Genomic DNA, 21,121 nt, shown 5'->3' on the forward strand with positions numbered 1-21,121 from the left:
AAACGGCATATGTGCATTTGTCAGGCTTACGGCTGTTCCATTACTTCGCGCCCCCATCGGAAAGAGGCCTATTCCACTTCCACTCAGCTGGTGCATCCAGGCGGATGGGAATGTGTTACTGGTGGAGGGACTCTTACGGGGGAATGGGGATGGAGTTGGTATAGGTGATCAGTTGACTAGTCAGGAGATAGGGAAGGGACGTTTAAACAGGCATAGAATTGGAATTTTTATTTATTGCTTGGTTATTTTTTACAAGATTGTTGTATTATTGAGGGTTTGTACTTATAATAATAAATACGTGGGTTCTGTGTGTGGTGAAAACGTCTGTAGTTATTCTGGTTCCGGTGGGGAAACGGTATTATGTTACGATGATGACAGATGAGGATTTTCCTGTGAGGAGTATGCGATGATCAGATTGTTCCTCTGTGGAGCATCTGGATCATCACGACTCTTTATTTTCTTCTTACCCCTCTTATGGGCCTGGCTTATTTTCTTTATACTATGGCCATTATTTATGTCGAAAGCCCGGGGTTAAAGAAGTCTTTTCTATTTTGTTCCATTCCCGGGCTTGGGTATGCTGTATTGATTCTGCTGAATCCGTTTACCAGGAATATTTTCGATCTGACCGCAGTGGAAGGTTATACACGTGGAAACCTGATTATCACAACTTATCTGATTTTCTATCTTTACTGCCTCGCATGTCTTGTTATTACTCTAGTAAATTACAAAAAGATAGACAAGGAGATTTCACGGATTTTAGCTTCATTTCCTGTGCTTGCGTTTCTGGTAATTATATTTCAACAGGCATATCCTCAAATTATTCTTTCAGGTACCGCCGCCACATGTGCTCTTCTTATCATTTACCTTCACCTGCAGAATAAACAGATCTCTCTGGATTACCTGACTAATCTTCCAAACCGGCAGGAACTTTTGAATATGCTTACCCTGCTGCTCACCCGCTATCCTGACAGGCCCTTTACACTTGTAGTCGTGTCGCTGCGCGATTTCCGGCTGATTAACAACGCTTGGGGGCAGCATAACGGAGATGCTTTACTGAAATCACTTTCTCAATTTCTGAATTCCGTTGGTCCGTCCCAGAATGTCTACCGTTTCAGCGGGGATGAATTTGCGCTTTTGTTTCCTAAAGAAGAGGACAGCAGGATACGAAGCTGCATCGTGAAAATACAAGACCACATGACCCACCCATGGGAGGTCAATGACTATCAATTCAATCTGTCGGCAGTCATAGGGGTGATCCGCCATACAGAGGCCGCACAGACGCTGGAGGAGGTCATAACCTCCATTGAGTACGCCGTTGTGCAGGCTAAAACCGGCAGATATGGACAAATCTGCTATTGTGACAGAGAGATGCTGTCCAAGCTGAAGCGTAGACGCCGTATCATACAGATTCTAAAAGACAAACTGGCCGACGAGAGTTTTGAGATGTTCTATCAGCCCATATATGAAGTCAAAACAGGTAAATTTCTCTATGCCGAATCTCTGATGCGGATGAATGACACTCCCATCGGACCTGTTTATCCGTCCGAGTTTATACCAATCGCCGAAGAGACAGGGCTTCTCATTGATATTACATACGTCATAATAAAGAAAGTGTGCTGCTTCATCAATCGGCTTCTGGATATGAAGATACCCATCGAATGTATACATGTGAATTTTTCAGCAATTCAGTTTTCCCAGCCAAACCTGGCGGAAAAGGTCTTGGATATCATTCACGGCTGCCACACTCCGGCACATACACTCAAGATCGAGTTTACAGAAAGCACCCTGGCAGAGAATCCGGAGATCGTAAGAGAATTCGCGCTGGAAGTGGAAAAACACGGCATCATGATGGGCCTGGATGATTTTGGCACCGGCTATTCCAACATCGCCACCGTCATCAGCCTCCCCTTCGGTACCGTAAAGCTGGACCGCAGTCTTATCTGCGCATCCATGGAAAACAGCACCTCCGCCCTGGCCGTCAAAAACATGGTGCGCACGTTCCAAGAGCTTGGAATGAAAGTAGTCGCAGAAGGAGTAGAAACCGAAGAACAGAAGCAGCTCGTCATAGACTTTGGCATAGATCAGATACAGGGTTTCTACTACTCAAAACCTCTCGCAGAGGAGGATTTTTTGCGGTTTTTGATGTGATTTGACTGGGGGGGGGGCGCCTGCCTGGAATGGGGGGACGCATTCGGCCGGAAGGACAAAAACCGTTTGGTGAATCCGGACGGTGGTAGTGGATCATCCGAACTACATATGTCTTGCCTTCTTCCCAGTACGACCTATTCCAAAGGTTATAGCACCATACCTACTGAAGAAAATTTTTCCGCATATCCAATTCCATCCGCCTGTCTCCCGTCGGATGCACCAGCGGTCTGTGCCGATGACTGCGGCACTGGAGGGGATGTCCACGGGGGCTTTCTGATGCCTCATAGTGTGCCGTGTTTCCGTAAGGATAAACGACCGGTATCAGAAAGCCCCCGTGGGCATCCCCTCCGGCCCCGCAGTCATCAGCACAGACAAGCGTCCCCTTATAAATCCGCCCCCGCCTGTTCCATTATTTTTCTGAGTTTTTTTATGTAGTATTTATAGTTCTCCAGTGAGGTGGATGGCGCCACCTGGTGGTCGGATCCCGGGATATAGCCGCCGCCCCTGATGACAGGCAGGATACGGTCGAATTCTTTGTCAATGGCCGCGGGGCCCTTTGCGATCTCCAGTTTGTTGAAGCTTCCGATAAATTTCAGCTTTGGAAATTGTTTTCTTACCTCTACGATGTCCATTCCCGCATTAACATCCATTGGCAGGAATCCGTCAACTCCGGCATCCATAAAGTTGGGGATCAGACGGGCAAAGTCTCCGTCGGTGTCTACGAAAACATTTCCAACGCCATGCTCCTTGAACAGCGGAATCAGCGCTCTGTAATAGTCTGCCACGAATTCCTCGAAACAGTCCGGGGATACCATTGGGCCGTTCTTTCCGCTTAAGTCCTCCATAAAATAGATGACATCCGGCTGTACGAGGTCTATTACTTTTAATAACTTTGTACGGTAAATCTCCAGTATGTAATCATTGATGGCGTGCAGCAGTTCCGGTTCATCATAGAATGCATACATATGGGCTTCTATTCCAAGCAGTTCCCGGGGTACCCAGAAAAAGCCCTCTATGTTAAGGCGGATAGAATAGTCCCCTCTGTCGTGCCCCTCTGCCAGATGGCCGTAAGCGGCTTCGATCTGCTTATCTGAGAAATATGCTTCCAGTTCTTTCTCTGCGTGCGATTTCAGATTTTCCCAGTCTTCCATGGTTTCTATGACCGGCTTATAGTCTAGCTCCAGGTCTGAACCGGTATTTTTGAGCACCTGCCGGCCGTAGATATCCTGCTTGATGATATGTTCCGGTGTCTCTTCTATGATCTTCTCTTCAAAGCGGCGGAAAGGAAGTACAAAATGGATTCTTCTGACTGGGTCAAAGCCCAGATACTGCTCATATTCCATAACTCCCTGGCCCCACTCTGCTGCAAGATACTTTTCGGTCTGATTTGCTTTATTTCCGACAATATTGTTTGTAATATCCTTGGCTCCGTCTGCAATCTCGGCGGGCATTCCCTCTTCTTTAAACCGGTTCGTGGTCAATACCCATGGATAGAATGTCTCCGCGACTGTGCCTCTTCCTTCGGGTTTCTGAAAATTAAGTGTAGCCTGTTCCCGTTCTCTATTCGTCATCTTTCATTCCTCCACTGTCATTATGATAGTTTTATTATAAAAGGCAGCCTGTAATAAAAACATGGAAATGTAAAACATTCTTTTGTAAAATCCAAAACCAAACCTTTCTCTCTAAAGCCTCAGGACCAGGAAAGATACATGATGTGAAGATGCACTGTAAAGGGACTTCCCCTCGCCGCATTCATATACTAAACCAGGAATTGTTTTCTGTACTCACGAGGCGTGCATCCCACCGCGTTTTTGAATACTTTGCTGAAGTAAAACTGATCTGTAAACCCCAGCGCTTCTGCCGCCTCTCCAATGAGGCAGTCATGGCATTCCAGCAGCTTTTTCGCCTCCGTGATCTTCAGATTTATAATGTATTCGTTATAAGTACAGCCCTCATATTTCTTAAAAATTTTACTCAGATACGGCTGGCTTATCATGAATCTGCTACAGATTCTGATGATGCTGTTGTCCTCCGATAAATGGTGCTTAACATAGTGCTCGATCATGGACACCAGCTCCCGGCCTGAGGGCTTTTCAGAAGACAGGTACACTCTGCTCTGCTCCTTTTTCATTGATGCCAGGAGTTTTTGAATCCGGTCAAATAAGTCCTCGATCTTGGCCGGTTCTATTGGTTTGAGCAGATAGTCAAAGCCTCCGTACAGAAATGCATCGTGAACATAGTGAAAGTCCGAATAGCCGCTGACTGCGATGCAGACCGCAGGTTTCTCTTCCTGCTGCCCAATGTATTTTATCAGTTCAATCCCGCTTTTTCTTGGCATTTTCATATCCGTAAGCACGACTTCCGGGTGGATCTCTTCGAAGATCTCAATTGCCCGGTCCACGGAATAAGCTTCTGCGATTACTTCAAAATCCCTTATGCGCTGCGAAATCGCCCGTTTTTCTGCTTCCAGAATCGCCGGCTCGTCATCTACTAAAAGCACTTTATACATGTTAACCTCCCTAAACTACTCGAGTTTCATTTTCAGTACAATCGTTGTACCTCCGGTATCATTCTGCCCCAGTATTTCATAGGAAAAGCCTTCTCCGAAGAAAATAGAAAGCCTGATCAGCGTCCCGCTCAGCCCCATGCCGCCGAACTGGAGATTGTCTGTGATTTCTTGGGAGCCGTGATCCCGGTAAAAGGTCTCAATTCTGCTTCTTACCAGTTCCACAGCCTCCTTGGTTACCCCGCAGCCATTATCTTTGATCTCCACAATCGCATATCCGTCAAATTCGACGACATAGATCTGGATAAATACGTGTTCGGATTCCAGAAGACTGTACTTGATTGCATTTTCCACAATGGGCTGGAATGTCACTTTCGGCAGCATAAAATAGTCCAGATTTCCGTCCACTGTGATCTCATAATCCAGCCTCTGGCGGTATCTGCTTTTTATGATCGCCATATATGCCTTCAGGTTCTCCAGTTCTTCCTGCCAGGTCACTTCCACCGTTGTATAATCGGACGCATACCGCATGATCTCGGACAGACAATAGCAAGCATTCGCCGCCTCCTCCCGCTCTCCGTTCTCGCACATGTTTGCGATACTGCCCAGTGTGTTATACATAAAGTGGGGGCTGATCTCGGACTGCAGTATGCCGAACAGCGTCTTGGTCTGCACATCTGCCATCTGCTTCTCCCGCTCCATGGATTCCCGCAGACGGGCCGCCATATCCTCAAAGGCCGTAACCAGAATCATAGTCTCCCAGTCCATGTCCCGGGTGGCCTGATGTTCTGTAAAGTTTTCCAGTTTTGTCCCCTGCATCCTTTTTACAAAGGTATCAATGGGCCGCATGATTTTCTTCGTCACAAACAGAATATACAAGATGGTAAATGCAATCAGCAGCAACGCCACAAGACTGATTCCCTGAATGGTATTCCGCAGTGATTTATACAAAATGCTCTCGGGCAGCACGATCACTGTCCGGCAGGGATAATAGTTAGAACTGGCCATGGTCACGATCTCTTCCCCCGTATCCTGGGCCTTCACATACTGCTCCGTCAGCTCGGCAAAATATCTGATCTTCTCTTTCGGCTGCTTCCATGTCACATCCGCATAAAAGAGATCCGCCTGATCTCCAATGAAAACCATCGTATTCAGATCATAACCGCTCCATTTTACATCGCATATATTCCTGAGGTAAAAATAGTTCTGCTGAACCTCAATATATCCTACGATTTCTTTGGACGGGGTTTTAATGGGTTTAATCTCCGTTATGACTGTTCCCTTTGTGGATGGTTCCCAGAAATCCGCCGCCGGACCCAGAAATACACGGCTGTCCGCCACATTAAAGCTGTATTTGTCCTCAATGTAGGCAACCCTTGAAGCCACCTCTTCCCGTTCTGCCTCTGTGTTTCCGGTGCAGATAAAGCTGCCCGTCTTGTCATACACGGCAACACGGCGGATATCGGACTTATTTTTATAGGCATTAACCAGAATCCGCTTTACGTTCCGCCCGGTCTCCTGGTTCCAGCTCTCCGTAAATTCCACCCACAGCTCCAGAAAATGGGCGTTTGTCAGGACGTCTACCGAAGCCTGTTCCATATTTGTCAGCCTGTTATCGATCTGTTCCATTGTAGCAGCCGTTGTCTGTATCAGGTTGCTGACACCGTCGTTGTGGACGGTGTCTCTGCTGTACCGGAAAAATATGACAGCCGCCGCGGTAATCATCAGAATGACAAATACGGCATATGTAATAGACAGTTTCGTCCCCGCCTTCTGTTTTCTCATGTCCTTCGCCCATCTCCCGTCCCTAGCACTTAAGGAGGGCCGCCGCCGTCCGCAGCCCCCTCCTTATCTATCCTATATTTTAGTAATCAAATTCATCTACATTGGATGCATCAAATACAAGAGCATCTCCCAGTACACACTGTGAATCAACAATATCCTTTGCGCCAAGCCTTCCTGCGTCGATGGATGTTGAATCAGGTGTAATTGTTCCCTCTGAAAGCTGGTATGCCGTCTGTACTGCAAGATATCCAAGATCCATACAGTTCCAGAGTACACCAGAATTCAACGGATTCTCGTCGTCTTTGATGTAAGTCTTGAGTGCGTTCGGTGTTGCCAGCCCTGTCATGGAAACGACTTTTGCGTCCGGTTTACTGGATGCAGACTGGTACTGTGCCCCAAGTGCAGGTGTGGCCATGGATGAGAGTCCGATTGCCGCCTGGATCTTATCCTCGCCTTCGCCCATACGTCCGATCAAAGTTGCACATTCGCTGTTCACCTTTGTCTCATCGGTTCCTGGATAATATACGTCGGTCTCTTTGTTTTTAATCTTCATGAACTTGTAATCGTCTGTCTCAAGAAGTTTATTGATTGCATCTTCCCATGCCTTCTGGTTTGCATCCGTTCCTGAACTTGATACGAGTGCGATATTGGCAGTTTTGCTGTCTCCGTAGCCCTTATCTTTCAGGTCGTTTGCAGCGCCGTCCAGAAGTCCTTTGGCTGCGCTCTCCGCCGTGATCTGATTTACAAATATGTCCCTGGAATCTTCCTGGGCATCTGCATCGAAGGTAACCACCTTGATTCCCGCATCCTGCGCTTTCTTCAGAGTCGGAGCAATCGCGGTGGGATCGTTCGGTGATACAACGATGACATTAACCCCCTGTGCAATCCATCCCTCCAGAATATCTACCTGTTTCTGGTTCGTCGCCTGGTCCTGGGAAGGCCCGTCATACAGAAGCGTAATCCCCAGTTCGTCTGCAGCCTCCTGTGCGCCTGTCTTACATGCATCGAAGTAATTCTCTCCCTTGAACTTCGGCAGCATTGCGACCGTCATATCTCCCTCCGCATCCTTACTGTCCGAATCCTCCGTCTTGGTGTCCGCCGGCGGCGTCTCCGTCTTAGATACGCACCCCGCCAGCATCGTGACTGCCATAACTGCAATCAGCGCTCCGCCAGTTACCTTTTTCATTAACTCTTTTGCTTTCATACATCCTCTTTCCTTTCCTTTTTATTGTATATATAATACTTGCGTATTACAATCTTTTTATAACGGGTCCGACTTGGCCCTCTCGTGAGAAGTTACTGTGCACGGCACGGCCTGAACTTTATCCGTGTGAATCCACTTTAATAATCCGCTTTTTCTTCGTACGTTCTGTTACAATTGCACATGCGATCAGGGCAATAATCAGTACCGCCCCCTGCACGATGGTCTGTACATCGATCGGTATATTCATGACCGTGAGGCCGCTGTTCAGAGTTGCAATAATAAGTGTGCCGAGAATCGTTCCTTTCATATCGCCGACGCCCCCCATGATGCTTGTGCCTCCGAGAACTACGATCGTAATGACCTTCAGATTGAAACTGGTTCCCGCATCGTATTTCACGCTTGTAAATCTTCCCAGGAAAATGAATGCAGCAATGGCGCAGACAATTCCGCATAATGTATAGATAATAATCAGCATACGGTCTGTATTGACGCCGGAGTATTTTGTGGCATTGATATTCAGCCCAATCCCATAGAGTTTTCTTCCGAAAATGCTTTTCCCCAGCAGCAGCGTGAACACAACCGCCAGTATGATAAACAACCAGATCTGTATCGGGAGACCGGAGATCGATATATTACCCATAAACTCTGCAAAACCGTAGGAGTAAACACTGTCTCCCTTTGAAATTCCTCTCGCGAGCCCCAGAAACAGGTACATGGTTGCCAGCGTGGTGACCATGGCGGAAATCTTCGCCTTTGCGATGATCACCCCATTCAGCAGCCCGCAGGCCGCTCCTGTCAGCAGGGTTGCCGCAACCGCTGCCACGGTCCCCCATTTTGTATAGGCGATTCCTCCCAGCATGGCGGAAAGGATCATCGTATTGCCTACAGACAGGTCGATTCCCCCTGTGATGATGATAAGCGTCATAGGCAGCGCAACCATACCGATCTCCACAATGTTTCTGAGCATTACGTTGATAATATATGGCGCGGTCAGAAACGACGGGCTCTTGACCGCGATTCCGCTGAATATGACCAGCCAGATCAAAAACAGGGCTTTATTAAATGAAAACTTCAGTACTTTTTTCATTAGGCTCTCTCACCTCCTGTTTTTATCAGCTTTTCTGCCGGAATCACCCGTTTTTTCTTCAGATATTTAGCTCCGCTCACAACGACGGAAATAATGATGATTGCGCCTTTTACCGCATCTGACCAGTTGGGGCTGATTCCCAAATAGTTAATCGCCGGTGCAATCAGAGCCAGGATAAAGGCCCCGATTACCGTACCAATGATCTTTCCGGATCCGCCGGCCGTACTGGTTCCTCCGAGTACGACAGCGGCGATAAAGGTCATCTCCAGCCCGGTTCCCATTGTGTTTGTCACGCGCTGTCCTGCCGTGGCAATGATGATGGCCGAGATTCCAAACAGCGCGCCTGCAATGGCATAGGTAATTACCACTGTCCGGTTTACATTTACCCCGGCGAGCCTTGCGCCGTTGGCATTATTCCCAATCGCGTAAATCTTCTTGGAAAACTTGGAATACTTCATAAACAGCAGCGCGCACACTGTCACGATCAGACAGATCAGTACGCTTGCAGGTATGATTCTAAAGATCTTGGCATCAAACGCCAGCCAGGTAAAGCTTGCGGGCAGATCGTAAATCGAGCCCTCCACCAGCAGCGGAAGCACTCCCTGGAAGATCTGAGTTGTCGCAAGCGTTGCCACGATGGCCGGTATCTTCATCTTGGTTATGAACAGGCCATTCAGGGTGCTTAAGCCTGCTCCCATCAGCATCGCCGCCGGAAGGAGCCCTGCAAAGGGAACTCCTGCTTTCCCCAGAGCGGCGGTAAACAGGCAGACCACCGAGATCAGCGCGCCCGTGGAAACATCGATATTGGAGGTGATGATGATCATATTCATGCCTATGGCTGAAATCAGGATGTAGCTGAATGTATTCAGCAGGCTCATCATATTATTAATCGAGTAAAAATCTCTTGCCAGCACGCCCAGAAGCAGCAGTACCGCTGCCAAAAATACCGCAAGATAAAATTCTGTTGTCAGAAAGGATGCTTTCTTTTTCTTCTCAGTCATCTGTTAGCCCTCCTGCCTGTCTTTCTTAGATTCCAATGCAACCGTCAGGATCTTTTCCTGTGTTACATTTTCCCGGTCAAAGCATCCTGCAATATAGCCGTCCTTCATAACATAGATCCGGTCACACATGCCGATCAGTTCGGGCAGCTCGGATGAAATCATAATGATCGTAAGGCCCTTTTGCGTCAGTTCACTGATGATCTTATGTATCTCTGCTTTTGCGTTGACATCAACCCCCCGGGTTGGTTCATCCAGAATCAAAAGCTTCGGCCCCATTGCCAGCGCTTTGGATACGGATACCTTCTGCTGGTTGCCCCCGGACAGGTTCGCAACCAGGAAATCCGGGGCCGGAGCTTTGATTCCAACCTCCTTGATGTACGCTTCCCCTTTCGCTCTCTCCTTTTTTTCATCCAGAAAGCCAGGACCTTTGCTGAAGTTTTCCAGCTGGGGGAGTGAAATGTTCTGTTGAATGCTCATATCCACAATCAGGCCGTACTTTCCTCTGTCCTCCGACACATACACGATTCCGTCTGCCATGGCATCCTTATAACTGTGGATGTTCAGCTTTTTTCCTTCCAGCCAGACACTGCCGGCCGCCCTGCCGGTGAACCCGCAGATTGATTCCATCAGCTCTGTGCGTCCTGCCCCTGCAAGGCCGGCAAATCCCAGAATCTCGCCTCTATTTACATGGAAGTTGATATTCTCCAGAAAACCCTCATCATAGTATCCCTCTACCCGGAATATTTCCCCGCCGATGACAGTCTCTGACTTGGGATAATAGCTCCCCATCTTTCGTCCGACCATATCGGCCACTAATTCGTCTTTATTTGTCTCTGCAATATTTTTTGTAGAAATGTACTGTCCGTCCCGGACAACCGTCACTCTGTCGCACAGTTCAAAAATTTCTTCCATACGATGGCTGATATATACGATTCCAAGCCCGCTTGATTTGAGGTCATTGATGATCTTAAACAGTGCCGTTACTTCCCGCTGTGTCAAGGATGCAGTAGGCTCGTCGAAGATGATAATGTTCGCATCAAAGGTCAGCGCCTTTGCGATTTCAACCATCTGTTTCTGTGCCATGCCAAGTGTTTTTATCTGTGCATCCAGGCTTATCTTTGTATTCAGACGCTGGAAGATCCTCTCCGCCTCTTTCCTCATTGCACTGTAATCCAGCACCTTTATGATTCCTGCTTTCTTAGTCATCTCATGTCCAAGAAACAGGTTATCGAGCACTGTCATTTCTTCAAACAGACTTGTTTCCTGAAAAATAATGGATACGCCTTTCCCATAGGCTTCCATCGGATTGGCAAAGTCTTCTGTTTTGCCGTTTACCACCATTGTTCCGCTGTCGGCCTTGTGTACGCCGCAAACCACTTTCATCAGGGTGGACTTCCCGGCCCCGTTCTCGCCGCAGATTGCATGTATCTCGCCGCTCTGCAGATTAAAATTAATGCCGTTCAACGCCAGAACTCCAGGAAATGTTTTTACAATATCATGCAGCTCCAATATTGTCTGCCCCATGCTGTCTCCTCCTTCCTTGTACATTGTAAAATAAGTAACTGATTTTACGATGTACTAGTTTATAAAAATAGTACAGGATCTGCGGCTGAATAAACATGGAAAATCTAAATGGTTTTATATAAAATACAATCTGGGGTTTCTTCCCTTTTACGATTGCGTTATTTTTACTTCTTTACTATAATGGAGATAATAATCACTTTCTATGGAGGTTCCATTTTATGTGGAAGAGAAAAGTACTGAAGCAAAAGGCACGGTTTTCTGTGAAAATTAACTACTGGCGTATGATTGCAGTCTGTTTTCTGGCTGCAATGCTGACGACTGCCTACACTTCCTCTACTACGTTTCTCAACCAGTATGATCCGGAAACTGAAGTACATGCGGATACCGAACCAGCCGTCACCGGCGGCCAGTCTAACTCTGCAGTCATAACGGATACCGTAGAGCAGATTGCCGATACGGATCAGGAGGAAACGATTCTTACGCCCCCTGTCAGGACTGCTGCACAGCTGCTTATCGACATGTATACCAGCGGAAAGTCCGTACTCTTTTCCATATTAAAGACCGTGAACAGTATTTTTACCGATCACTCCTATCTCTCCTCGCTCTTTCTGGCCGCCGGCGCTGTTACAGCCATACTCTTTCAGTTTTTTATTGCAAACCTGATCCTGGTTGGCGAACGAAGATTTTTCCTGGAGGCACGGAACTATCATCAGACCAGAATCAGTAAAATCTTCTTCCTATATAAACTGAGATACATACGCAATCCGGCCTGGATTATGTTCTGCCGTAATGTGTTCCAGTGGCTCTGGAACCTTACCGTCATAGGCGGTATCATCAAGCACTACGAATACAGCATGATTCCCTTTATTCTCGCAGAGAATCCGGCCATTTCACGTAAAGATGCGTTTCAGCTGTCCCGGCAGCTGATGCACGGAAATAAATGGAGAATGTTCCTGCTGCACTTTTCGTTTTTAGGCTGGGAGATTCTTTCGCTCCTGACTTTGGGAGTACTGGATTTTCTCTATGTGAATCCCTATATGACCGGAACAGATACTGAACTATATATGGAATTGAGACGCAGCTATGTGCTGTCAAGGGCTCCGCACTACGAGGCATTCAATGATCCCATGCTGGAACGTGTTCCCTCCGAGGATGAGCTTCTGATCAGCAAGGCGCTTTACGATGACTCAGAGGGTCCCTATACCAAGATTTCATATTTTGCACCGGACCAGTATCCGGTGTTCCTGTATTCTATCCAGCCGCCTGAAAGGGCTGTCAAAGCCCCCATACAGGCCGACAAAAAATATAGCTTTGTGTCCTGCGTATTCCTGTTCTTCGCTTTTTCCATCTTAGGCTGGATTGTGGAGAGCGCAATTCACCTCATACGCGACGGAGTCTTTCTAAACCGGGGATTCTTATTCGGCCCGTGGATTCCGCTCTATGGCGTCTGCGCACTGATACTGCTGATCTTTATTAAGAAGTTTGCACACAGGCCGATCTTATCTTTTACAATGATGATGGCGGCTTACATGGCCATTGAATACCTGATGAGCTGGCTGCTGGAATACGAATTGGATATCATACAATCGGATTACACCGGTTATTTTATAAACCTAAATGGCCGCACATTTTTAGGCGGAGCCGTGTTCTTCGCGATGATGGGCTGTGCATTTTTGTATTATCTGGCTCCCAGATGGGAAGAAATGTTTTTAAGGCTGCCTTTATATCTCCGCATAGCTCTGTGCATCGTACTGTGCATACTTTTTGTCACCGATCTCATCTATGCCGCGCTGCATCCGGAGCTGATTTCCCGGCTTTTGAATCCGGGGACGATTTTTATGAGTGTGTGAGTGATTTTAAGATCCTCTGCTTTATACACGGGATGTGTTACATACTTGAATTAAGAAAGGACTATGATTATGAGTGAAATCTATGTAAGCAAGGAGCATTTTACGGGGAAACCCGACTGCTCCGGCCGGACTGACAAAGAAGCCCGCGTTTATGACCTGTTGGATCAGCTGCATATTACCTACGAGGGCGTTGACCATGATGTTGCACCTACGATTGAAGCCTGCAGGGCCGTGGAGGAGGAACTCGGTATTCTCCCCTGCAAGAATCTGTTTTTGCGCAACCGACAAAAGACCACATTTTTTCTTCTTCTCATGCCCGGAGAAAAAAAGTTTTTCACAAAAGACCTGTCTGCGCAACTGGGCATCTCACGCCTTTCCTTTGCGGAGCCGGAATTTATGGAGCAGTATCTGGGACTTACACCCGGTTCAGTCAGTGTGCTCGGACTTATGAATGACAAAGACTGGTATGTTGATCTGCTGGTTGATAAGGAACTCCTGGATCAGGAGTATATGGGATGCCATCCTTGTATGAATACCACAAGCCTGAAAATTAAAACCGGGGACATATTGAAGAAGTTTTTAAAATATACCGGCCATCGCTACCGTGTTGTATCGCTCTGATGAGGGGCGCGAAATGAATGGCCGTCTTTTTTCAGGCAGTTCACCGTTGCTTTTTTACAGAAAAAATAATATAATCTTATATATTCACTAGTACATCGTAAAAAAGGCGGCTGACCCTTAAGCTCAGTTCAATTTCGGAGAATGCTGCTTTACAAACGCAGATATGATGCTTGCACTGAGACTTGGGCACAGCGCTATCGAACATGTAAGCCAGTTGAAGTGCCGTTAATGATTAGGCGATGTGCCAGATACTAATCTAATTACGAAACAGAGGGACCAGATTATGAAAAAAAGAGTTGTTGTCGCATTAGGACACCGTGCTTTAGGAACTACGCTTCCGGAGCAGAAGGTCGCCGTAAAAAATACAGCCAAATCTATTGCTGATTTAATCGAAGAAGGATACCAGGTTGCCGTTACGCACAGCAATGCGCCGCAGGTCGGCATGATCCACACTGCCATGAATGAATTCGGCAAAACCCATGATGATTATACCGCTGCCCCCATGTCTGTGTGTTCCGCCATGAGCCAGGGCTATATTGGCTATGACCTGCAGAACGGCATCCGAGAAGAGCTTCTGAACCGTGGGCTCTACCGGACAGTCAGTACGGTACTGACCCAGGTGATCGTTGACCCTTACGATGAAGCATTCTATACTCCCACAAAAGTACTGGGACGTTACATGACAGCCGAGGAGGCCAATGAAGAACGCAAAAAAGGAAATTATGTCATCGAGGAACCCGGAAAGGGCTTCCGTCGTGTAGTCTCCGCTCCTCATCCGGTTAAGATTGTAGAACTGGATGCAGTAACTGCCCTGCTGGATGCGGGACAGGTTGTCATCGCCTGTGGGGGAGGCGGAATCCCCGTCCTGGAACAGGACAATCATCTAAAAGGAGCCAGCGCGGTAATTGAAAAAGACCTGACAGCCGGCAAGCTGGCCGAAGGGATCGATGCGGACGAACTGATCATCCTTACCAGTGTGGAACAGGTATGCATCAACCTGGGCAGGCCGGATGAAGAAAAGCTTGGAAAGATTACTGCAGCCCAGGCCCGGGAATATATGGAGCAGGGCCATTTTGGCATCTATAATATGCTTCCTAAGTTCCAGGCCGCAGTGGAGTTTATCGAAAAGCGTGAAGGACGCAGCGCCCTTATCACTTCATTTGATAAAGTCAGCGAGGGAATGAAAAGAAAAGCAGGAACGATTATCTGCTGACATTTTCTGTGATAAGTAGGATGCTTATAGCTTCATAAAAAGATAATATATTTTAACAGAAAAAAGACGGCTGTCGTCAGCCGTCTTTTTTCTTTCCTGTAAATCTAAAGGGACAGGTGTGATAAAATACAATCACTCCTGCCCCTTTTTCCTGCTCTCTCTGTCTGCAATTCGGCAGCGCCTGCTCATTTGGCGCTGTATGACACACTTTATTAACCGCGGGGCTGCCCGCTTTATTTCTGGTTAGCCGGCTCAACAGCCACATTTTTGCCTTTTATCTTTGCATGATCCATCGCACCGAGCACTTCTCTTGCATATTCTTTCGGCACTTCTACAAAAGTGTACTTATCGTACATATCGATAGATCCGATTAGTTTACCCGGAATTCCGCTCTCTCCGGCAATTGCCCCGACGATATCTCCCGGTTTTGCCTTGTTTTTCTTGCCTATATTAATGAAAAGGCGAACCATGCCTGCCTCCTCTGCCCCGGTATCTCCGAATTCTATATCCTCCGGTCCAGCTTCATTTTGTCCGGAGCTGAGCTTCAGGAAGGCTGCCGCCATGTCCATCGCCGTATAGTCGGATTCGTTTACCTTATTTTCAATGGCCTGAAGATACTTTGTCAGATCCTCTGTCTCGATGATGTTGTCGATCTCTCCGAGTATATTTTCGATCTTTGTACTTTCCACATCATTTAAGGAAGGAACCTTCTGCGCATAGATCTTGGTCTTGCAGTAGCGCTGGATCTCTTTTAACTTATAGACTTCTTTTCCTGAAACGAATGAGAAAGAACGTCCCTCGCGCCCTGCCCTTCCAGTTCTTCCGATACGGTGTACATAATATTCATCGTCCTGCGGTAGGTCATAATTGAACACGGCTTCTACCTCATCCACATCGATCCCTCTCGCGGCCACGTCTGTCGCCACAAGAATGTCTGTCTTACCGGAACGAAATCCCTGCATTACCCTGTCACGCTGCTGCTGTTTCATGTCGCCGTGCAGTCCCGCGGCAAAATAACCTCTGCCCAGCAGTCCATTGACTAGGATATCTACCTGTTTTTTCGTATTACAGAATACCACCGATAACTTTGGTGAATAGATATCCAGCAGACGGGCAAGAACTTCTTCTTTGCTCTTTGGTTTTACTTCATAATAATACTGCTCAATATTCGGTACCGTCAGTTCCTTTTTTGTAACTTTAACGATCTCCGCATTTTTTTGGAACTTTTTCGTGATATCCAGAATTGCCTGTGGCATCGTCGCAGAAAAGAGAACCGTCTGCCTGTCTTCGGGAACCCCTTCCAGAATAGTCTCGATGTCTTCGCGGAATCCCATATTCAGCATTTCGTCCGCTTCGTCCAGTACGATGGTGCTGACCTCATCCATCTTAATTGTTTTCCTTCGCATGTGGTCCATCACACGCCCCGGAGTCCCGATAATCAGCTGTGTGCCGCTCTTTAAAGAACGGATCTGTGTGACAATTTCCTGTCCTCCATAAATGGGCAGCACTTTAATGCCGTGCATATATTTTGCAAGATTGCGGATCTCTTCCGCCACCTGAATAGCCAATTCCCTTGTGGGGCATAAAACAACTGCCTGCAGTTTCTTATTCTTAGGCTCTAGCTTCTCCAGAAGAGGAATTCCAAAAGCAGCCGTCTTACCGGTTCCTGTCTGTGCCTGGCCGATGATATCCTTTCCCGACCGCATGATGGGAATTGCTTTGGCCTGAATTGGTGACGCTTCCTCAAAGCCCATTTTTTTAACTGCCTTAACTATCTCGGAGCAGAGCCCCAAATCTTCAAATTTTACTTCTTCCATAAATCTCCTTTATTCTTATTCTTAATTCTGTGTCATTTTTACAGACCTTTAAAATCTCAAAAAAATACCCTTTACCGGACACCAAGTAAAGGATATACACATAGTCTCAGTTGCTATCATAGCAGACTTGGCGCCAATTGTCAATTTTGAGTACAGGCTGCCTGTATTTTCCGCCAGTAATCGGCTGTTACAGTTCAGGAAGGCCGGAATTGTTACGATCGGCTTCCCATGCAGCCTGAAAATCGTCCGGAATATGTCCGTTTCTAAAAAAATAAAATCTCTGAAACGCTTGCAATTTTGTAATAATAGTTGTAATATAAGCATATACTAAACATAGTTTTAAAAACTACATGTAAAAGTTTTCATTTTTAGGAGGCATGATATTATGACTAAGACGCAGCATATTAAAGACCCGGGCAGTGCAATTACACATTTTATAGGAATGTTAATGGCAATCTTTGCCGCTATTCCGTTGTTGATAAAGGCGGCACATGAACCACGCAGTGTCTATGTGGTTTCCCTGGCAATATACGCAGCCAGCCTGATTTTATTATATGCAGCAAGCACGACTTATCATACATTTGATTTATCAGAAAAGGTCAATACCATATTGAAAAAGATTGACCATATGATGATTTTTATTCTGATCGCAGGAAGTTATACCCCGATCTGTCTCCTTGTTCTGCCCGGTAAAACCGGCCGGATCCTTCTGACACTTGTCTGGGGCATAGCAATTGTAGGAATCCTCATCAAGGCATTCTGGGTCTTCTGTCCAAAATGGGTATCTTCCGTTCTGTACATCGGAATGGGATGGACCTGCGTACTGGCATTCACGCAGATCTTGAATAACATGTCCAGAGCCGGATTCTTCTGGCTCCTTGCAGGAGGGATTATCTATACAATCGGAGGAATCATCTATGCACTGAAAGTGCCCATCTTCGATAACAAACATAAAAATTTCGGAAGCCACGAAATCTTCCATTTGTTCGTAATGGGGGGAAGCGCCTGCCACTTCGTATTGATGTATGCTTTTTTGCTTCCTTAAGGCAGGATTCATGGGAAATAGTCCGCCTGTCTGGAATGGGGAACGGGAGGGCGGCGGGAAAGAAGGGATGGTTCCTGGAAGTCACCCGTTTGCGGAGAAGTACTAACACAAAAGAAACTGCCCACGAGGGCACGTACAACATGCAACGAGAAAGCTTGATGCTTTCTCGTCTTAGGTTGTACTGGCAAGTGATTTGGTAAATCACTTGCCATCCCTCGTGGGCAGTTTCTTTTGTGTAAGTACTTCTAAACCGCGCACTCTATACTTCCAGGAACCATCCCTTCTTTCCCGCCGCCCTCCCGTTCCCCATTCCAGACAGGCTGGGCTTCTTCCGGATTTGAAGGCATGCCTTATGGTGGGGGGCAATTCGGTAGCAGCGGATGGAGTTGGATAAGCGGGAGCTTAATATACGGGGTTGTGTATACAGTTTTTAGGAGTAGCAATTAACCGCTTCCGCCGCGCAGATCCGCCTCTACCGTATACGTCCCACATGTGCATTATTTCCGATTTGATGTACCCAGCTGCCGGAGCCGGACATAGGGATGGCTGGAAGCGTCTTGGGGGCTGTTAGGTGGAGTTGAGGAAAAAAGACGGCAGACAGGGGGGAATATTGTAATTCCGAATTACAATATTCCCTGGACCCAGCGCGCAAAGCCATCAAGGCTTTGGGTGATGTGTCCAGGTTCCCCCTGTCTGCCGTCTTTTTTCCTCTACTCCAGCTTACAGCCCCCATCCCGTTTCCAACCATCCCTATGTCCGGCTCCGGCAGCGGCCCCCCTACTCATACAAATACTGCACCCCACGTATCCTCTCGGTGATAGAATGGCTGGTGAGGTATTCACCCACGGTCTTTGGTACATACTGCTGCCATTCTTTATCAGCAGCAATTAGTCTTCTGATTTCGTCTCCTGTGATTCCTTTTTCTTCTCTGCTTTTTCTCCACAGTACCTCGACCTCCAGCCCCAGGCCCTGGAGTGTTTGGCAGCGCTCTTCGTCCCAGTCACTGCAGATACTCATATAGTAGGTTGCATCTTTCGGTGCATACTGGAGAATGAGTTCTGGATGGCTGATGGGGAACGGGATGATCTCGTATTCTTCCCGACCTACTCCAAAGTCAGCCAGCGCTCCTTCTATCATTTCCAGACGCTCAAAATATGTGAGCGGGTTATCTCTTCTCGTTGTTCCGTGCTGATCCAAATCCGATGTAGCTGCGAATGATGAGATATCAGGATGTGTAATCCCTATAAAAAGCTTTTTGCATCTCATTTTTGCTGCCAGCAAATACTCCATATGTTTTAAATGAAAGATCTGAAATCTTCCATGTATAACCCCTGTCTCGACCATTTTCCCGGCTCCTCTCCCGTATTCTGGGGGTATGGCACATCCGCTTTTTCTTGGCTCATATCCCGCATAGTATCAGTATAATACAGTTTTTCTAAGAAAGCAAATATGACTGTCCTGTTATTATTTAGGCCTGGGCTTTATATTTTATCTATTTTTTTTCGGATTTCCAACATAGTCTGATCCAGTTTTCCAATAGTTTCCGAACATTTCTGCAGCTCATTGTCGATTAGTTCCGCTTCGCGCCTGCCCTTTTTGTATCTCAGCTGATGATCCAGATTCGCCCAGTAGTCCATGGCCGCAGTGCGCAGCTGAAGCTCTGCCTTCATCCACTGGGTGCCGCCCTGGAATCCAATGGGGATTTCCATAATCAAGTGAAGGCTCCGGTATCCGGATGTCTTCGGATTTTTTATATAATCCTTTACTTTTACAATCTTAACGTCCTTCTGCTCCGAAAAAATCTCTGCGATTCGGTAAATATCATCCATATAAGAGCAGACCGCACGCACCCCGATCAGGTCATTTACTTTTTCCAGCGCATTCGAAAAGGTTTTCTCAATCCCCTTTCTGTCCATTTTCTTGCAGGTGCTCTCGTAGGATTTCATACGCCCTGTCTTCATCTGAATCACATTGCGGTCCAGCTCCATCGACAGCTCGATATTAATGATATCCAGTTTTGTCAGAAGCAGGCTGATCGCACACTCGCCCTTAATACTAAAATCACTGTTAACCAAATTCGCTTTCAACTTATTATTTTTCTTTTTCATTCAAACGATGCTTCTCTCTGTTTATATTTCATATAAGACCTCATAATAGGGGCTTTGTACTATCTACGGCCTATGGGCCGTGAATAATAACGAGTCTTTTACTAATATATGTTAGCAGCCTGCGGAACATACCTCCAGCATGCGGATGTTAATATTGTATTAAACTCCTGTAAACAGAAAAGAACTCAAAGGGGTCTGACCCCTTTGAGCTAAAAAATAAACTTTTTTATTTCTCCCCAGCTTTCCATCAGACGGTCTGCTGAGTAAGCGGCATTCGCCGGACTTGTGGAGGGCAGGCCGGTTATTGGCCTGCCGGTCTTCGGCCTGCTGTATTTTTCATATAGTTTTTTGGCAGTTCCCCCATTGGCATAGATCTGTTTGATGCTGCAGTTGTCCAGTATCCTGGATAAGTCTGCGGGCACCACATTTCGGATACTGCTGTCACTAGATCCCCGGATCTCACAGCTGGCGATGACATCCCAGACTGCAATGCCATGATCCAGCAGTATCTTTTTCTTATCTGCAATCGTCTCCGGCACTTCGCTTTCAGTTAAACGTGCGATAATCTTCCAAAAACGGTTCTGTGGGTGACCGTAATAAAACTGGTTTTCCCTGGATTTTACGGATGGGAATGTGCCCAGGACCAACACCCTGGAATTCTTGTCAAATACGGGTTCAAACTCGTGGCTTACCTGTTCTGTCATATTCATAGCTTCTTCAGTCTTTCTTCTAATTCCTGCAAATCTTCACTGTTGGGATGCAGCAGCGCCTTTTCATAGTTATCCAGCATTGCCTTTATCCGTGCATCCGCCGGGTCGTTCTCCAGCATGGCCTCGTAACGCTTCTTTACGTTCTCCTGCATCCGGCCCTGACACATGAATGTCCCCTTCACAGTACAACTATCCGGTAGATATGATTCTACTCTTTCCAGAATACTGTCAAAGTATTCCCGCATGACGCCGAAGCCCGCTGTACCAAACAGAAATACCTCTTTCTCATTCAGCCTCTCCAGAAAGTTCCTCATTCCCTCACTGCAGTTTCCGCGATCCGTCCAGAATCCTGCAAATATCAGTTCAGACTGTGCAGGAGCCTCCGTTGGGCCGCCGAAATAGGCACATTCCCCCCGCTCCATGCTCTCTTTTATCTTCTCCGCCAGCAGCTTTGTATTGCCGGTTGCACTGTCAAATACGATCTCATATGTCATAGTTGTCC

Annotated in this window: 18 protein-coding genes; 6 read left to right on the forward strand and 12 right to left on the reverse strand. The window is 47.0% G+C overall.

Features of this window, described 5'->3' with window-relative positions; translation table 11 throughout:
• Positions 1-382, forward strand: a 382-nt coding sequence (locus GKG43_RS23085) for a hypothetical protein (RefSeq protein ID WP_206672029.1), incomplete at its 5' end; no start/stop codon positions are given.
• 200 nt (positions 383-582) lie between these two features.
• Entirely contained in the window at positions 583-2,148 is a 1,566-nt protein-coding gene (locus tag GKG43_RS04065; RefSeq protein WP_347561956.1) for an EAL domain-containing protein, read from the forward strand.
• Between the two features lie 383 nt (positions 2,149-2,531).
• On the opposite strand, the gene GKG43_RS04070 is transcribed toward GKG43_RS04065, so the two are convergent.
• The 7 genes from GKG43_RS04070 to GKG43_RS04100 all read right to left on the reverse strand — a co-directional run bounded on the left by GKG43_RS04070 (position 2,532) and on the right by GKG43_RS04100 (position 11,255).
• Entirely contained in the window at positions 2,532-3,719 is a 1,188-nt protein-coding gene (locus GKG43_RS04070) for a uroporphyrinogen decarboxylase family protein (RefSeq protein WP_025654848.1), read from the reverse strand.
• A gap of 188 nt (positions 3,720-3,907) precedes the next feature.
• The gene (locus GKG43_RS04075; RefSeq protein ID WP_129878728.1) at positions 3,908-4,657 is read right to left on the reverse strand and encodes an AraC family transcriptional regulator; all 750 of its coding nucleotides are present in this window, start codon (positions 4,655-4,657) and stop codon (positions 3,908-3,910) included.
• 15 nt (positions 4,658-4,672) lie between these two features.
• The gene (locus tag GKG43_RS04080) at positions 4,673-6,439 is read right to left on the reverse strand and encodes a histidine kinase (RefSeq protein ID WP_129878730.1); all 1,767 of its coding nucleotides are present in this window, start codon (positions 6,437-6,439) and stop codon (positions 4,673-4,675) included.
• Between the two features lie 79 nt (positions 6,440-6,518).
• Positions 6,519-7,643, reverse strand: coding sequence for an autoinducer 2 ABC transporter substrate-binding protein (locus GKG43_RS04085; protein WP_025654845.1), 1,125 nt, complete (start codon positions 7,641-7,643; stop codon positions 6,519-6,521).
• A gap of 118 nt (positions 7,644-7,761) precedes the next feature.
• Positions 7,762-8,730: an ABC transporter permease gene (locus GKG43_RS04090; RefSeq protein ID WP_129878732.1), complete on the reverse strand. Its 969-nt coding sequence runs from the start codon at positions 8,728-8,730 to the stop codon at positions 7,762-7,764.
• Complete coding sequence (locus GKG43_RS04095; RefSeq protein ID WP_129878734.1) at positions 8,730-9,731, reverse strand: ABC transporter permease; 1,002 nt, start codon at positions 9,729-9,731, stop codon at positions 8,730-8,732. Before GKG43_RS04095 ends, GKG43_RS04090 begins: the two co-directional genes overlap by 1 nt.
• Positions 9,732-9,734: 3 nt before the next feature.
• Positions 9,735-11,255, reverse strand: coding sequence for a sugar ABC transporter ATP-binding protein (locus GKG43_RS04100; RefSeq protein WP_044926439.1), 1,521 nt, complete (start codon positions 11,253-11,255; stop codon positions 9,735-9,737).
• Between the two features lie 218 nt (positions 11,256-11,473).
• On the opposite strand from GKG43_RS04100, the gene GKG43_RS04105 reads away from it, so the two are divergent.
• The 3 genes from GKG43_RS04105 to arcC all read left to right on the forward strand — a co-directional run bounded on the left by GKG43_RS04105 (position 11,474) and on the right by arcC (position 14,939).
• On the forward strand, positions 11,474-13,105 hold the full coding sequence (locus GKG43_RS04105; protein ID WP_025654841.1) for a DUF975 family protein: 1,632 nt from the start codon (positions 11,474-11,476) through the stop codon (positions 13,103-13,105).
• Between the two features lie 69 nt (positions 13,106-13,174).
• A complete protein-coding gene (locus GKG43_RS04110; RefSeq protein ID WP_055154363.1) occupies positions 13,175-13,726 on the forward strand; it encodes a prolyl-tRNA synthetase associated domain-containing protein in 552 nt (183 codons plus the stop codon).
• 280 nt (positions 13,727-14,006) lie between these two features.
• Positions 14,007-14,939, forward strand: coding sequence for a carbamate kinase (gene arcC / locus GKG43_RS04115; protein WP_347561958.1), 933 nt, complete (start codon positions 14,007-14,009; stop codon positions 14,937-14,939).
• Positions 14,940-15,172: 233 nt separating this feature from the next.
• On the opposite strand, the gene GKG43_RS04120 is transcribed toward arcC, so the two are convergent.
• Positions 15,173-16,756 carry a DEAD/DEAH box helicase gene (locus GKG43_RS04120; protein ID WP_025654838.1) on the reverse strand — a complete coding sequence of 528 codons (1,584 nt, stop codon included), beginning with the start codon at positions 16,754-16,756 and terminating at the stop codon, positions 15,173-15,175.
• A 385-nt stretch (positions 16,757-17,141) separates the two neighbouring features.
• Between GKG43_RS04120 and GKG43_RS04125 the strand changes: the two genes are divergently transcribed.
• Positions 17,142-17,801: a hemolysin III family protein gene (locus GKG43_RS04125; protein WP_025654837.1), complete on the forward strand. Its 660-nt coding sequence runs from the start codon at positions 17,142-17,144 to the stop codon at positions 17,799-17,801.
• 777 nt (positions 17,802-18,578) lie between these two features.
• On the opposite strand, the gene GKG43_RS04130 is transcribed toward GKG43_RS04125, so the two are convergent.
• From GKG43_RS04130 to bilS, 4 genes are all read right to left on the reverse strand, one after another.
• Complete coding sequence (locus GKG43_RS04130; RefSeq protein WP_025654836.1) at positions 18,579-19,145, reverse strand: nicotinate-nucleotide adenylyltransferase; 567 nt, start codon at positions 19,143-19,145, stop codon at positions 18,579-18,581.
• A 137-nt stretch (positions 19,146-19,282) separates the two neighbouring features.
• On the reverse strand, positions 19,283-19,909 hold the full coding sequence (locus GKG43_RS04135) for a GTP pyrophosphokinase (protein ID WP_025654835.1): 627 nt from the start codon (positions 19,907-19,909) through the stop codon (positions 19,283-19,285).
• Between the two features lie 209 nt (positions 19,910-20,118).
• Positions 20,119-20,619: a DNA-deoxyinosine glycosylase gene (locus tag GKG43_RS04140; protein ID WP_025654834.1), complete on the reverse strand. Its 501-nt coding sequence runs from the start codon at positions 20,617-20,619 to the stop codon at positions 20,119-20,121.
• Positions 20,616-21,113 carry a flavodoxin family protein BilS gene (bilS, locus tag GKG43_RS04145; RefSeq protein ID WP_025654833.1) on the reverse strand — a complete coding sequence of 166 codons (498 nt, stop codon included), beginning with the start codon at positions 21,111-21,113 and terminating at the stop codon, positions 20,616-20,618. The genes GKG43_RS04140 and bilS overlap by 4 nt, the downstream gene beginning before the upstream one ends.
• Positions 21,114-21,121: the final 8 nt, after the last annotated feature.

It is taken from the genome of Eubacterium sp. BIOML-A2 (assembly GCF_009680135.1).
Taxonomy (GTDB): domain Bacteria; phylum Bacillota; class Clostridia; order Lachnospirales; family Lachnospiraceae; genus Faecalicatena; species Faecalicatena contortus_B.

Excerpts from the sequence above, each read along its gene's own strand:
- GKG43_RS04130 (WP_025654836.1), bottom strand. The coding sequence starts at position 19,145 with ATGGTCGAGACAGGGGTTATACATGGAAGATTTCAGATCTTTCATTTA.
- GKG43_RS04100 (WP_044926439.1), bottom strand. The coding sequence starts at position 11,255 with ATGGGGCAGACAATATTGGAGCTGCATGATATTGTAAAAACATTTCCT.
- GKG43_RS04125 (WP_025654837.1), top strand. The coding sequence starts at position 17,142 with ATGACTAAGACGCAGCATATTAAAGACCCGGGCAGTGCAATTACACAT.
- GKG43_RS04080 (WP_129878730.1), bottom strand. The coding sequence starts at position 6,439 with ATGAGAAAACAGAAGGCGGGGACGAAACTGTCTATTACATATGCCGTA.
- GKG43_RS04075 (WP_129878728.1), bottom strand. The coding sequence starts at position 4,657 with ATGTATAAAGTGCTTTTAGTAGATGACGAGCCGGCGATTCTGGAAGCA.
- GKG43_RS04095 (WP_129878734.1), bottom strand. The coding sequence starts at position 9,731 with ATGACTGAGAAGAAAAAGAAAGCATCCTTTCTGACAACAGAATTTTAT.
- GKG43_RS04120 (WP_025654838.1), bottom strand. The coding sequence starts at position 16,756 with ATGGAAGAAGTAAAATTTGAAGATTTGGGGCTCTGCTCCGAGATAGTT.
- GKG43_RS04070 (WP_025654848.1), bottom strand. The coding sequence starts at position 3,719 with ATGACGAATAGAGAACGGGAACAGGCTACACTTAATTTTCAGAAACCC.
- GKG43_RS04135 (WP_025654835.1), bottom strand. The coding sequence starts at position 19,909 with ATGAAAAAGAAAAATAATAAGTTGAAAGCGAATTTGGTTAACAGTGAT.
- GKG43_RS04085 (WP_025654845.1), bottom strand. The coding sequence starts at position 7,643 with ATGAAAGCAAAAGAGTTAATGAAAAAGGTAACTGGCGGAGCGCTGATT.
- GKG43_RS04105 (WP_025654841.1), top strand. The coding sequence starts at position 11,474 with ATGTGGAAGAGAAAAGTACTGAAGCAAAAGGCACGGTTTTCTGTGAAA.
- bilS (WP_025654833.1), bottom strand. The coding sequence starts at position 21,113 with ATGACATATGAGATCGTATTTGACAGTGCAACCGGCAATACAAAGCTG.
- GKG43_RS04140 (WP_025654834.1), bottom strand. The coding sequence starts at position 20,619 with ATGAATATGACAGAACAGGTAAGCCACGAGTTTGAACCCGTATTTGAC.
- GKG43_RS04090 (WP_129878732.1), bottom strand. The coding sequence starts at position 8,730 with ATGAAAAAAGTACTGAAGTTTTCATTTAATAAAGCCCTGTTTTTGATC.
- GKG43_RS04110 (WP_055154363.1), top strand. The coding sequence starts at position 13,175 with ATGAGTGAAATCTATGTAAGCAAGGAGCATTTTACGGGGAAACCCGAC.